Consider the following 12,858-nt stretch of genomic DNA (forward strand, 5'->3'; position numbering starts at 1 on the left):
TAACCTGCACCCCGGCGGCGATCGGCGGCCGGCCCGGCCCCGCGCGCCGCGGGGGGGGGTGGGGCCCGCCGGGGGGGCCGCCGGGGGGGGGGGCCGGGGGGGCGCCCGCCGACGCGGGCCCCACCGCGGGAGTCGTGACTGGCATGGGATCGGGCCCTCGGTCCTTACTTTCCGTACGCCTTGGCAGCGGCGGCCTCGAGCCTGCGCGCCGTGGCCTCGGGGTCCGAGGGGTCGCGCAGGAAGTCCTGGAGCAGCTTCCACTCGCCCGCGCCCTGGGTGCCGCCGAAGGCCGCGGGGGCCTGGTCGGACATGTCGAAGCGCACGGAGTTCCCGGCGTCGGTCAGCGACTGCGCCGCCTTGCGGGTGACCTCGTCGTGGTACGCGCCCGCGGGCACCTTCTTGTTGGGCGAGATATAGCCGCCGGCCTTGGCCCACACGCCGGACGCCTCGGGCGTGGCCAGGTACTTCACCAGTTCCATGGCGGCCTTCTTGTGCTTGCCGGCCTTGAGCACCACGGCGGCGTCACCGCCGCTGACCACCGGCGCCTTGCCCTTGTCGACCGCGGGGAAGGGGAAGAACTTGGCGTCCTTGCCGACCTGCTTGTGCAGCTCATCGGTGATCAGTGCGCTGACGAAGTCGCCCTCGTAGACCATGCCCGCGCCCGGCTCGGGGCCGAAGACCTGCTGGACGGACTCGGGGAAGTCGGTGCGCAGTGCGCCCGAACCGCCGCCGGCCACCAGGTTCTTGTCGCCGAAGAGCTTGCCCAGCGTGGTGAGCGCCTTCACCACGGTGGGGTCGGTCCACGGGATCTTGTGGGCGGCGAGCTTGTCGTAGTTCTCCTGCCCGGCCTGGGAGAGATAGATGTTCTCGAACCAGTCGGTGAGCGGCCAGCCGGCCTCGCCCGCGACGGAGAAGCCCGGCACACCCGAGTCGGAGAGCGTACGGCCGGTCTTCAGCAGCTCCTGGTACGTCTTCGCGGGCTTGACCCCGGCCTGCGCGAACGCCTCCGGGCTGTACCAGACCGTCGACTTGTGCGAAGCCTTGAAGTACAGGCCGTAGTAGGTCTTGTCGACCGTGCCGTAGTCCTTCCACACCTGCGCGAAGTTCTTCTTGGCCTCGGCGGCGATCTCCGGCGAGAGGGGGGCCAGCCAGCCCTTCTTGGCGAACTGCTGGAGCACCCCGACCTGAGGCACCATCACCACATCGGGGGCGTTGCCGCCCTCGACCTGGCTGCCGATCACCGTGGAGACGTTGTCGCCGGTGGAGGAGAAGGTGACCTTCGCGCCGGTCTTCTCGGAGAACGCGTCCAGGACCTTCTTGAAGTTCTGCTGTTCCACACCGGTCCAGACGCCGGCGACGGTGATGTTCTCACCGCTCAGCTCCTGCTTGCCGCCCCCGGCGGAGGCCCCGCCGCCGCAGGCGGTGGCGGAGAGCGCCAGGCCGAGCACGGCCGCGCCGGACAGGGCGGCTCGGGTGTGTCGTACTGCGGGTCGTCTCATCGTGGGATTCCCTTCGGGAGAACTGCGGAAGAGTGGGGAGGCGTACGGAGGTCGGGCTGTCGGGGGCTATCGGGGCTCGGGGGTGCCCATCCACCAGGCGGCGGTGGAACCGGGGAGCGTTCCCGCGGGGCAGTCGCCGCTCGCCAGCAGGGGGGCACCCGATACGGGGGCCGACACCGGCTCGGTGCCGAAGTTGATGGCGCAGACCAGGCCGTCGCCACGGACGAACGCCAGGACCTGGGGCGGGGTGTCCAGCCAGCGCAGGGTGCCCTCGCCGAGCTGCGGAAGACTGCGGCGCAGCGCCAGCCCTTCGCGGTACAGGTGCCAGAACGAGCGGGTGTCGGCCAGCGCCCGGTCCGTGGCGTGATCGGCGAACCACTCGGGCTGCGGCAGCCAGGGCCGGGCCGCGTCGGTGCCGCTGGTGAAGCCGAACGGCGAGGCGTGCCCGGACCAGGGCAGCGGCACCCGGCAGCCGTCGCGGATCTTCTCGCGGCTGCCCGTGCGGTGGTAGATCGGGTCGGTGAGGACCTCGTCGGGCAGGTCGACGACCTCCGGCAGGCCCAGTTCCTCGCCCTGGTAGATGTACGCCGCGCCGGGCAGTGCCAGCATCAGCAGCGCGGCGGCACGGGCCCGCGCCGGGCCCAGCCCGCCCGCGGACCCGGCCTGGCCGGCGCCCCCGGGCTCGGCCGCGTACCGGGTGACGGTGCGGACCTGGTCGTGGTTGTTGAGCACCCAGGTGACCGTGGAGCCGGTGCCCGCGATATCGGTGAGCGCCTCGGAGATGACCTTGCGGAAGGTGTCGACGTCCCAGCGCGCGGTCAGCAGGTGGAAGAAGAACGCCTGGTGCAGCTCGTCGGGCCGGACGTAGGCGGCCTGCTCGCTCGGTGTGCGCACCGAGACCTCGCCGACCAGCAGCCGGTCGCGGCCGTCCTGGGCGGTGTACTCCTCGCACAGTGCGCGCCAGTCGCGCCACACCTGGTGTACCTCGGGCTGGTTCCAGGCCAGCGGGTTGACCGAGTCACGGGTCCGCTCGTCGGCCGCCGGGTCGGGGGAGTCGGGCAGTTCGGGGTGCTTGAACAGCCCGGCGGCCACGTCGATACGGAAGCCGTCGACCCCGCGGTCCAGCCAGAAGCGCAGCACGCTGTCGAAGTCGGCGCGCACGGCGGGGTTGCGCCAGTTCAGATCGGGCTGCTCGGGCGTGAACATGTGGAGGTACCACTGGCCCGCGCCGCCCTTCGCCTCCGTGACCCGGGACCAGGCCGGGCCGCCGAACATCGCCCGCCAGTTGTTGGGCGGCAGTTCACCGTGCTCCCCGCGCCCGTCGGCGAAGTGGAAGAGCGACCGTGCCGCGCTGTCCGGACCGTCCGCCAGGGCGGCGCGGAACCACGGGTGCTCGCTGGAGCAGTGGTTGGGGACGATGTCGAGAAGCACCTTCAGACCCAGCCGGTGGGCGTCGGCCACCAGGCGGTCGAACTCGGCGAGATCGCCGTATACGGGGTCGACCTCGCGGTAGTCCGCGACGTCGTAGCCGTGGTCGTGCTGGGGGGAGGGGTAGAAGGGGCTGAGCCAGATGCCGTCCACCCCGAGCTTCTTGAGGTACGCCAACCCCGCCCGCACACCGGCCAGATCGCCGATGCCGTCGCCGGTGCTGTCGAGGAAGCTGCGGACGTAGACCTGGTAGATCACCGCGTCGCGCCACCAGCGCTGTGCCGAGTTCCGGGACGCGGCCCCGGTGGCCGGACCGGGGAGGGAGGGGGAGGGCGTGGAGTCGGCGGAGGAGCCGTTCCCTGCCGTGGCTATGAGCATCTGCCGTGATCCCGTTCTTGCCTGGGCATGCCGTGCGGCTGCAATCGCTGTTATGCATGCATGTTAAGTAGGCATGTCTTTTCGGTGTCAACGAAATGGTCGAAAGTCGCTGAGAGATGCCCGAATTTGCGGGGAATTGTCCATCCGGTCTGTACTTAACAAGTAAGTAGAGCAGGGGTGGGGAAGGTGCTGAGGAGCTCCGAGGTCAGCCGCGGCCGACGAGGGCCGTCAGCTCTCGCGTCAGACGCGCGACGGTGGCATCCGTGCTCCGCCGGTGGAGCAGCGCATCATGCATGACCGCCTGCACCGCCAGGCTCACCTGGTCGTACTGCGGGCTCTTGATCCGCGGCTTGGCCGCCAGCACGGCCCGCTGAAGCGTCGGGAGGTACGGGAATCGCCGCACCAGCTCCGGGTCCTTGTACAGATCGGCCCAGACCGGTGGCAGCGCGCCCTTGGTGAGCACCCGGCGCTGGACCGACTCGGTCGTCAGATAGGAGATCAGCTCGGTGGCCGTCTTCTGGTGCCGCGACTGGGTGTTGACCGCCAGATTGGAGCCGCCCAGCGCGCTGGAGCCCGGCCCGTCGGGACCCGGCAGCGGCACCGCGCCGACCTTCCCCGCCACCTCGGAGGGCCGGGCATTGGCCAGCGCGTAGGCATACGGCCAGTTCCGCAGGAACAGCAGCCGGCCCTCCTGGAAGTCCTTACGGGACTCCTCTTCCTTGTACGTCAGGGCCCGCCGCGGGATCCAGCCCTCGCGCACCCCGTCGAGCAGGAACGACAGACCGCGACGGGCCGCGGGGGAGTCCACCGTCACCCGCGAGCCCTCGCCCGCGAGCACCGTGCCGCCGGCCGACTGCACGGCCTCGACGACATTGGCGGTCAGCCCCTCGTACGGCAGGAACTGGCCCGCGTAACCGTCGAGCCCGTACTTGGGCGCGACCGTCTTCGCCAGGTGTGCCAACTCGGCCCAGGTGCGCGGCGGCCGCGCACCCTCCCGGGCGAGCACGTCCTTGCGGTAGTAGAGCAGCCCGGCATTGGTCACATAGGGGACCGCGTAGAGCCGCCCCCGGAAGGTGGCGGTGTCCACCACGGGAGGAAGGAAGCGCTTCAGCGGGAACCGCGCACCGTCCACGGGCTTGATCCACCCCGCGGCCGCGAACTCCGACGTCCACGCCACATCGATGTTCAGCACATCGAAGCGGTCGCTGTGCGCGCGCAGCTCGGTGACCATCTGCGCCCGCACCTCGTCGGCCGCGTCCGGCAGCTCGACCAGGGTCACCTTCTCGCGCGGATGCCGGGCGTTCCAGCCGTCGAGGACACCCCGCAGATAGCCCGTGAGGTCTCCGCCCGTCACCAGAGTGATCGGGCCCCGCCCGTCCGAACCGCCCGCCGGCTCCCCGGCCCGGGCGCCCGCATGGCCCGCGAACAGCAGAGCGCAGACCAGCAGAGCCCGGCTTGCGGCACGCTTCCACCGCATGGGCTCCTCCTTGAACCAGGCGTCGACGGGACACTGAACCGACAGCCCGCCCCATGTATACCTGTTAGCCATGCGGGATACTAGATCCCGCAGGAAGATGTGACAGCGACCCGGCTCACAGCCGTATGGGGTCAGATGACCGGCAACTAGGGCTGTCCGACAGAACGCCCCGGTGCGGGGAGGGAGAGGGAGAGCGTGCGGCTGCCACTCCTGGCATTGTTGGTCAGCGGCCCCGCGCACGGTTACGAACTCAAACAGGGCCTTGAGAACCTCCTGGGCGCCGCATACCCTCAGCCGAACGTCGGCCAGATCTACGTCACCCTGGGCAGGCTGGAGAAGGCGGGCCTGATCGAGGGAGAGGACGTCGAGCAGTCGGACCGCCCGAACAAGCGCATCTACCGGATCACCGCGGCGGGGCGCGAGACGGTGGACGCCTGGTTCGAGGAACCGACCGCCGAACCACGGGTCCGGGACGAATTCTTCATGAAGCTCGCCCTGGCCCCCCACACCGGGACCGCAGACCAGATCGCCCTGATCAACAAACAGCGCCGCCACTACCTCAACACCATGCGTGACCTGTCGAAACTCGCGGCGGGTGAGGACCGGGAGAACCGGGTGGCACAGCTGCTGATAGAGGGCGCGATGCTGCATCTCCAGGCGGATCTGGACTGGCTGGAGCGCTGTCAAGAGGAGTTGGAATGAACCGGGACGAGCCGTCCGGCCCGATAGTCCGGGCAGCCGGCCTGGTGAAGACCCACCGGCCCGAAGGCGCTGCCCCGGTCCACGCCGTACGTGGCGTCGACCTCAGCATCGAACGGGGCGAGTTCGTCGCCCTCACCGGCCCCTCGGGAGCCGGCAAATCCACCTTGCTGCACCTCCTCGGCGGCCTCGACCGCCCCGACAGCGGCTCCCTCTGGATCGACGGCCGCCAGGTCGACGCCTACAGCGAGGCACGCTGGGCGGTGCTGCGCCGCAACCACATCGGCATCGTCTTCCAGTTCTTCAACCTCGTCTCCAACCTCTCCGTCGCCGACAACGTCGAACTCCCCGCCCTGCTCGCCGGCCGGTCCCCGCGGCAGGCCCGCACCGACCGCGCCGAGCTGCTCGACGAGCTGGGGCTGACCGGCAAGGAGAACAGCACCCCGGGCGAGCTGTCCGGCGGCGAGCAGCAGCGCGTCGCCCTGGCCCGCGCCCTGGTCAACACCCCCAGCCTGCTGCTCGCCGACGAACCCGCCGGCAGCCTCGACAGCAAGGGCACCAAGGAGGTGCTGCGGCTGCTCGCCCGCTTCCACCAGCGCGGCCAGACGATCCTGCTGGTCACCCATGACGCCAGGATGGCCAGCGCCGCGGACCGGGTGATCAGCTTCTTCGACGGCCAGGTCGTCGACGACGCACACCTCGGCGATGCCCCGAAGCGCCCCGCGGCCGGTGTGGCCGACGTACTGAAGCTCAAGGGCTGACCCGGTGCGAGCAGCGGCGCGCTGGACGCAGGCGCATCTGACGGCACACCGCCCCGCGGCGGTGCTCACCGCGCTGGCCACCGCCGGGATCACCATCTCGCTGCTGCTGGCCAGCGCGCTGTTCGCCTATGCGGCCGACCCCTGGCAGCGGGCCTTCACCCAGTCCTCCGGCGCCCACGTATGGATCCACACCCAGGGCGGCGCCCCCGCCGGATCGCTCGCCGGCCTGGACGAGGTACGGGCCACCTCCGGCCCCTTCCGTACGGTCCGCACCACCGCGAGCCTCCAGCCCGGCGACGCCAGGGCGACCCTGGAACTGCGCGGCGCGGCGAAGCGCCCCACCACCGCCGCACCCCAGATCGTCGCGGGCCGCTGGCTGGATGCGGACACCGACGCGGGCACCACCAAGGGCATCGTCCTGGAGAGTTCGGTGGCCCGCGCGATGTGGGCCAAGCCGGGCGACACCATCGTGCTGAGCGGCTTCGCGGCACATCTGCGCGTGGTGGGCGTCGCGGACACCGCCGAGGTCACCTTCCGTGCGGGCGAGACCCCGGGCGTGGCCTGGGTGCTCCCCACCACCCTCGACGCCTCCGACGCCGGCCGTGACCAGCGCGGACGCACCATCGGCCTCCAGCTCGGCGACCCCGCGGACACCGACTATGTCGTCCAGCGGGCGGTCACCCGGCTCGGCGCCGACCAGATCACCGATGTCTCCACCTGGCGGCAGGCCAAGGCCGAGGCCGAAGGTGACAACCAGCTGCTCGGCCGGCTGCTCGGGCTGTTCGGACTCGGCGCGCTGCTCGCCGCCGCGCTGGCGGTGGGCGGTGCCATCAGCACCAGGATCCGCGGACATCTGCGGGACATCTCCATCCTCAAGGCCATCGGCTTCACGCCCGGCCAGGTGGTCCGCATGTTCGTAGCCCTCCACCTCGGCCTGGCGCTGCTGGGCGTCGCCCTCGGGGCGCTGCTCACCCAGGTCGTCGGCACGCTGGTCCCCGGGCGGATCGGGGACGCGATGGCCCTGTGGCGGCAGCTCCCCGGGCACGCCTGGCTGACGCTGGTGATCTCCGGCGGTGTGGTGGCCTTCATCGGCGCGGCGACCTGCCTGGCGGCGTGGCGGGCCGGGCGGGTGTCTCCGGTGCCCGTCGCCCGCGCCGCCACGGCCGCCGGTGGCCGGGCCTCCGCGCTCACCCGCCGGGCGCTCGGCCTCCGGGTCCCGCCGGCGCTGGTCCTCGGCTGGCGGGGTGCCTTCCACCGTCCGCTGCGCTCCTCGGCGGCCGTCGCACGGCTGGCCGTCCCGCTGCTGCTGATCACCATCGCGCTGGGCTCCTGGACCACCCTGGACCGCTTCACCTCGCACCCCGAGAACGTCGGGCTGCCCGCGGCGCTCACCGCGCGCTCCGACACCCTGGACGACCGGGAGCTACGCCAACTCCTCGGCTCCCAGCGGGAGATCACCGCCTACCCGGGCGCCGAGGTCCAGGCACTCGTACCAGGTCAGACCGGGACGATTACCCTGCGCGGGCTCGGCACGGACGCCCGGCCGTACCCCGGTGCCGTGGTGGAAGGGCGCGCCGCCCACGGTCCCGACGAAGCGGTCGCCGGACAGGGCCTGCTCGATCTCCTGGACGCGCGGGTCGGCGACTGGGTCCGGATGACCGTCGCTGGCCGCCCGCATGTCCTCCATATCGTGGGCCGCAGCATCGAGACCACCGACGCCGGCCGGGTCGTCTCCACCACCCTGGACACACTGCGCGAAGGCGACAGCGACGAGGCGGCGCCCGGAGCGTCCGCCCCGCCTCGCCCGGATTTCTACCAGTTGGTCCTGCACCACGGCGCCGACCCGGACTCCGTGCGGGAGGCCCTGTCCAAGGCGTCCGCCGGCCGTCTTGAGGTACGCGAGACACCCAACCCGGCCGACCAGCTGTCCGCGGTCCGCGCCGTCAGCGTCGGGCTGATCGCCGTACTGACCCTGATCGGGCTGGTGGAACTGGCGACGACGGTCGGCGCCGGTGTCCGTGACCGCAGCCGTGACCTGCTCGCCCTCCGGGCCGTCGGCCTCACGCCACGTCAGATCACCGCCGTCATCGTCTCGGCCACCGCCTTCATCACGCTGGCCGCCGCGCTGGCCGGCACGACCCTGGGCGTCCTCGCCTCCCAGTGGCTGATCGACCTCCAGGGCCGCACCAGCGGCTGGGGGAGCGGCATCGCCCAGCGCCCCGCCCCGGGCATCCTTCTGCTGGTCATCGTCGTCGCCGTCCTCATCGCCGCGACGGCCGCGCTCCTCCCCGCCGCCCGCGCGGCACGACGCCGGCTCGCGGACTCGGCCACGGATCTGCTCTAGGGCGACGCCGGGGGGCGCGTGTTCCGTGGCCGGACAAGCGCGAGGTCCCCGACCGGAACCCGGTCGGGGACCCTCATACGCTCGGTGCCGATGCCCGCTAGCGCGCCGTACCGAAGTCCTGCGTCCAGTAGTCGTCGGGCTGTGCGTGACCGACGCCGATCTCCTTGAAGGAGCAGTCGAGGATGTTCTGCTTGTGGCCGGGGCTGGACATCCAGCCCTTCATCACGCTCTCGGGCGAGGAGTACCCGTAGGCGACGTTCTCGCCGTAAGAGCTCCAGTTGTAGCCGGCCCGAGTGATCCGGTCCTCCGGGGACGAGCCATCGGATCCCGTGTGCGACATGTTCCGATGGTCCGCCATGTCCTTGCTGTGGTCCTGAGCGGCCTTTGTCAGCTTTGCGTTCACGGTCAGCGGCGAGCACCCGGCCTTGCGGCGCTCGCTGTTGACGAGTTCCACCACGCGGGCCGTATCGCCGGATGCGGTAGTGGTGGCCTTTGAAGCGCTCGGGGACGCGGCGGGCGCCGGAGTGGTCTTCGCGGCCGGCTTTGACCCCTGATGGGATTTCGACCACCGGTGTTCGTAGGAGGCGTTCTTCCACTGGTCGTGGTGCCGGCCGCCTGCATTTCCCTGCTCGTTCAGACAGGCCATGGCGGCAGAGGGCACGCCCACGGCGCCTATGGCGAGAGCAGCAATCGTTATCTGCCGGTAGCGCCGCGTCTTGCGATGTTTACTCATGCGTGACCTCACTCGGTAATTGCGGAGCGTCCCTGGCGCGGCTGGCTCTGTGCAATCCCCGCGCCTGAGCTGCGAAGACGCCTTGCGATTCGTCATTCTTGGGGCCGCCGTAGGGCAAGGCAACGCACCTCAGTACTACTGCGCTTCGTAGTGCCCGAAGACTCTTGCCACGGATGTCCGGGCATGCTGGTCCGCATTTCGACGCTTTTGGCGTCGCTGTTGCCCCGTCAGATGAACTTGTGCGCTCAAGGCGTGGGTAAAAGCGCCGAGCGGGCCGCGTGGTGGCCGACACGGTGCGAGAAATTCACCGCTCAAGGCGGACAAGTCTCCTATGTCGCCAGGGCGCTCTCTACTATTGGCCGTAGTAGATGCCGCCAATCAATATGACGGATGTCACGATGCTGCGAAATCCGATGGAGGCGGGCGTCGCGGGGGAACCGGACGGCGCCGGTCGGCGTCCTTCCGGCCGTCCGAAGATCGCGAATGCCGGCGGAGGATCTCGCACATGACCGGAACGGCTGCCCGCCACCTCTATCTCGCGCGGCACGGTGCAGCGTCCCCGGACGAGACCACACTGACGGAGAACGGCCGCCGTCAGGCCGCACTGCTCGGTGAGCGGCTCCGGCGCGCCCCGCTCTCGCGCCCGACCGCCCCGCTTCCGTGCTCTTCTACAACGACATGGGCCATCTGCCACCGGAACTTCACTGGACCGGTTTTCCGCCCGAGCTGCACGTCTGAGGGCCGCCTATTCCAACGACTTCTCCGCCTCGATACATGGCATTCCGAGCGGTAGTTGGAGGGCACGGGCCTTTGGCTGTGCCCTCACCTGCCCGTTTTGGAGGGCGAGTGGTATGGCTCTCAGCCGGCGTCGAGCATGGTGCGCCGGAACCCGGGTACCGGGCCAGGACGTCACCCGTACCCATGGAGGAGGGACGTCAACTGATGACCCGTCATGATGCGACCGGTGAGGACCGCACTCCACTGCCCCATGACCTGCCGAGCCACCAGGCCGATGCTTCCAGCCCGGTCCCCGACCCATGGGACCCGGAGCTGTCGGAGGACGAGAGCGACGGGCCCGACGAGACGGTTCCCGACACCGACCAGGCGGGCACCGGGCGGACCGGCGGGCAGAAGGCCGCGGGGTTCCGCACCGACCAGCCCGTTCCGCACGAGCCGGTCGACTGAGCCTGCTGCCGGGGTGTCCGGCCGCCCGATCGTCCTGCTGCCCGACCGCCCGATCGCCCGACCGCCCGACCGCCCGATCGCCCGACCGCCCGATCGCCCGACCGCCCGATCGCCCGATCGCCCGATCGCCCGACGGCCCGGCCGCCCGATTGTCCGGTTGCCTGGCTGTCCGGCCGGCGGGGGGGATCGGCAGGGAACACGCGCCGGGGGGCGGGCGCCAGGGGGCGGGCCCGTCCGTGGCCGTCGGACGGGTGCCGCCCCTCCGCCGTCCGGCGCGGAGGCGTCTTCCGTAGGGCGGCCAGGTGAGGCGGCCCCCGACCCGGCCTGTGCTTCCGGCTTCCGTCACGCACCGCGACGTACATTGCCGTGGGGGCCGTACCGGACCGCCTCACGAGATCGGAATGTGCCAATGAACTGCTATGACTGCACGCCGGACCACGCCGCCACCGCCGCGGTGGCGATCTGCCGGAACTGCGGTGCCGCGCTGTGTCACCAGCATGCCGAGGCCGCCCCGCAGACGGTGGCCCGCGTACAGGGCGTCGGTCAGAGCACGCTGCCGGAGATGGCCCGCCGCATCATGTGCGCGATCTGCCGAGGCGCGCAGCCGGCCTGAGCCGTTCCCGCGGAAGATGTCGCCGGACTCCGTCCGCGGTGCGGGCGAGTTCTGGAGGGAAGAACCGGACCTGACAGCGAGGCGCGCCACAGGCCCGGCCACACCCGTACCCGGGCCGGCGCCGTGGCCGACGGGAGACGGACCATGACGACGACCTTTGTGTTGATTCCCGGTGCCGCGTGCGACTCCTGGCACTGGCATCTGCTGGCGGCGGAGCTGCGGGCCCGGGGGCGTGCGGTGGTGAGTGTGGATCTGCCGTGCGAGGACGACGCGGCGGGTCTGGAGGAGTACGCGGACGCCGTTGTCGCCGCTGTTGCGGGGCAGGGCCGGCTGACGCTCGTGGCGCATTCGTTCGCCGGGTTCACCGCGCCGTTGGTGTGTGCGCGGATGCCGGTGGATCTGCTGGTGCTGCTGGCGGCGATGGTGCCGTTGCCGGGGGAGGCGCCGCAGGAGTGGTGGGCGGCGACGAAGCACCCGGACGCGCAGGTCAGACGGGCCGGGCGGGCGGCCCAGCGGGCGGGGCACGGCACGGGTGCGGAGGGGGTGCCGGAGTCCGCTGTGCCGGGGTCCGCCGCGGACCCGTTCTTCCAGGACCTGCCGCCGGACCTGGCCGCGGAGGCAGCGGTCCGGTGGCGGCGGCAGTCCGAGACCCCCGCCGCGCGGCCATGGCCGCTGGCGGCCTGGCCCGGGGTGCCGACCCGGTTTCTGTTGTGTCGTCAGGACCGGCTCTTCCCGGCACCGTTTCTGCGCGCGGTGGCGGCGGAGCGCCTGGGACTGGTGGCCGACGAGATGGAGGGCGGGCATTTCCCGATGCTCTCCCGCCCGGTTGAGCTGGCGGACCGGCTGGAGGCATACAGCCCGCCTACGGCTGGGTGACCGCCGGCCGGGCGGGGGGCCGGCCATGGGCGTGCTGGCCAGCAGGCCAGGCCCAACGGCGAGCCCGCCGACCGGCGTGACTGTCGAGCCCGACCGGCGTGACCGGCGAGCCCAGCCGACGGGCCCGGCCGGCGAGCCCGGCCCGCAGGCCGCGCCCCCTCCTCAACGCCCCTTAGGGGAAGCCGTGTTCGCCCCCGCGGCCCCGTACGGCAGATGGGAGAGGGCGGCAATCAGCCGCACCGGCAGATACGCGGGCCACCCGGGCCGGGCCACCTGGTAGGAGAAGTATCCGAGGGAGCGGCCCACCTGTACCTCGTCCGGCGTCTCCGCCTCGTAGACGACTCGGCAGGAACCCGCGGCCTTTTTGGCGCGTTTCCAGAGGGCGGGTGCGGGCTTGCGCTCCGCCTCGGTCCGCGGGGTGAAGATCCGGTCGCCGAAGTCCGACCAGGCGAACGGGCGGCTGCCCACCCAGTCCTCGTCGATCACCCTCTTCAACTCCGCCGCACGCTCCGCGTCGGTGGAGCCCCAGGAGGGCGGCACGTTGGTGATCAGGCCGACGGGAATGTGGCGGGCGCGCAGCGCGCGCAGATAGGCGGCGGCACCCGGCGAGTAGCGCACGCTCTTGTCCTCGGCCGTGTGCACCAAGGTCTCACCGAGGTCGAAATACACCACGACACAGCGGCCCGCACGGCCGCCGTCCGCCGCGGTGCGCGGTGCGGCCTCGGCGGCGCCCGCACCCGGCACGGCTAACGCCGCCATACCGCCCAGAGCGAGCAGCATGCGCCAGGTGACTTTGCGCGCGGAGGTGTCTTTCGCGGATGTCTTCTTCATGTGGGGGAGTCCTTCGCGTAGGGGGCAGTCGATC

Annotated in this window: 11 protein-coding genes and 1 pseudogene; 7 read left to right on the forward strand and 5 right to left on the reverse strand. The window is 71.4% G+C overall.

Annotated features, from left to right (window positions below; translation table 11 throughout):
- Nucleotides 1-164: 164 nt before the first annotated feature.
- The 3 genes from ACFWJW_RS01890 to ACFWJW_RS01900 form a co-directional block, all read right to left on the reverse strand.
- Entirely contained in the window at nucleotides 165-1,499 is a 1,335-nt protein-coding gene (locus tag ACFWJW_RS01890; RefSeq protein ID WP_387233464.1) for an ABC transporter substrate-binding protein, read from the reverse strand.
- A gap of 66 nt (nucleotides 1,500-1,565) precedes the next feature.
- The gene (locus ACFWJW_RS01895; protein WP_387233467.1) at nucleotides 1,566-3,305 is read right to left on the reverse strand and encodes a glycoside hydrolase family 13 protein; all 1,740 of its coding nucleotides are present in this window, start codon (nucleotides 3,303-3,305) and stop codon (nucleotides 1,566-1,568) included.
- A 205-nt stretch (nucleotides 3,306-3,510) separates the two neighbouring features.
- Nucleotides 3,511-4,782 (reverse strand): ABC transporter substrate-binding protein, encoded by a 1,272-nt coding sequence (locus ACFWJW_RS01900; RefSeq protein ID WP_387233470.1) that lies wholly within the window; start codon nucleotides 4,780-4,782, stop codon nucleotides 3,511-3,513.
- Nucleotides 4,783-4,977: 195 nt separating this feature from the next.
- On the opposite strand from ACFWJW_RS01900, the gene ACFWJW_RS01905 reads away from it, so the two are divergent.
- Genes ACFWJW_RS01905 through ACFWJW_RS01915 form a run of 3 tightly spaced genes read left to right on the forward strand, consistent with a single transcriptional unit; the run spans nucleotide 4,978 to nucleotide 8,586 of the window.
- Complete coding sequence (locus tag ACFWJW_RS01905) at nucleotides 4,978-5,484, forward strand: PadR family transcriptional regulator (RefSeq protein WP_042153336.1); 507 nt, start codon at nucleotides 4,978-4,980, stop codon at nucleotides 5,482-5,484.
- A complete protein-coding gene (locus ACFWJW_RS01910) occupies nucleotides 5,481-6,242 on the forward strand; it encodes an ABC transporter ATP-binding protein (RefSeq protein WP_387233473.1) in 762 nt (253 codons plus the stop codon). The genes ACFWJW_RS01905 and ACFWJW_RS01910 overlap by 4 nt, the downstream gene beginning before the upstream one ends.
- A gap of 4 nt (nucleotides 6,243-6,246) precedes the next feature.
- The gene (locus ACFWJW_RS01915; protein ID WP_387233476.1) at nucleotides 6,247-8,586 is read left to right on the forward strand and encodes an FtsX-like permease family protein; all 2,340 of its coding nucleotides are present in this window, start codon (nucleotides 6,247-6,249) and stop codon (nucleotides 8,584-8,586) included.
- A gap of 97 nt (nucleotides 8,587-8,683) precedes the next feature.
- Here the strand turns inward: ACFWJW_RS01915 and ACFWJW_RS01920 are convergent, their stop codons facing one another.
- The gene (locus tag ACFWJW_RS01920; RefSeq protein ID WP_387233479.1) at nucleotides 8,684-9,319 is read right to left on the reverse strand and encodes a CAP domain-containing protein; all 636 of its coding nucleotides are present in this window, start codon (nucleotides 9,317-9,319) and stop codon (nucleotides 8,684-8,686) included.
- A gap of 505 nt (nucleotides 9,320-9,824) precedes the next feature.
- Between ACFWJW_RS01920 and ACFWJW_RS01925 the strand changes: the two are divergent.
- From ACFWJW_RS01925 to ACFWJW_RS01940, 4 genes and pseudogenes are all read left to right on the forward strand, one after another.
- A pseudogene (locus ACFWJW_RS01925) lies at nucleotides 9,825-9,954 on the forward strand (histidine phosphatase family protein); the annotation flags it as partial.
- Between the two features lie 307 nt (nucleotides 9,955-10,261).
- On the forward strand, nucleotides 10,262-10,504 hold the full coding sequence (locus ACFWJW_RS01930; protein ID WP_386679859.1) for a hypothetical protein: 243 nt from the start codon (nucleotides 10,262-10,264) through the stop codon (nucleotides 10,502-10,504).
- Nucleotides 10,505-10,913: 409 nt separating this feature from the next.
- Entirely contained in the window at nucleotides 10,914-11,117 is a 204-nt protein-coding gene (locus tag ACFWJW_RS01935; protein ID WP_387233482.1) for a DUF2180 family protein, read from the forward strand.
- Between the two features lie 144 nt (nucleotides 11,118-11,261).
- Nucleotides 11,262-11,993: an alpha/beta fold hydrolase gene (locus ACFWJW_RS01940; protein ID WP_387233485.1), complete on the forward strand. Its 732-nt coding sequence runs from the start codon at nucleotides 11,262-11,264 to the stop codon at nucleotides 11,991-11,993.
- A 162-nt stretch (nucleotides 11,994-12,155) separates the two neighbouring features.
- Here the strand turns inward: ACFWJW_RS01940 and ACFWJW_RS01945 are convergent, their stop codons facing one another.
- The gene (locus tag ACFWJW_RS01945; RefSeq protein WP_387233488.1) at nucleotides 12,156-12,824 is read right to left on the reverse strand and encodes a hypothetical protein; all 669 of its coding nucleotides are present in this window, start codon (nucleotides 12,822-12,824) and stop codon (nucleotides 12,156-12,158) included.
- Nucleotides 12,825-12,858: the final 34 nt, after the last annotated feature.

Source organism: Streptomyces sp. NPDC127097, from assembly GCF_042724075.1.
Lineage (GTDB): Bacteria > Actinomycetota > Actinomycetes > Streptomycetales > Streptomycetaceae > Streptomyces.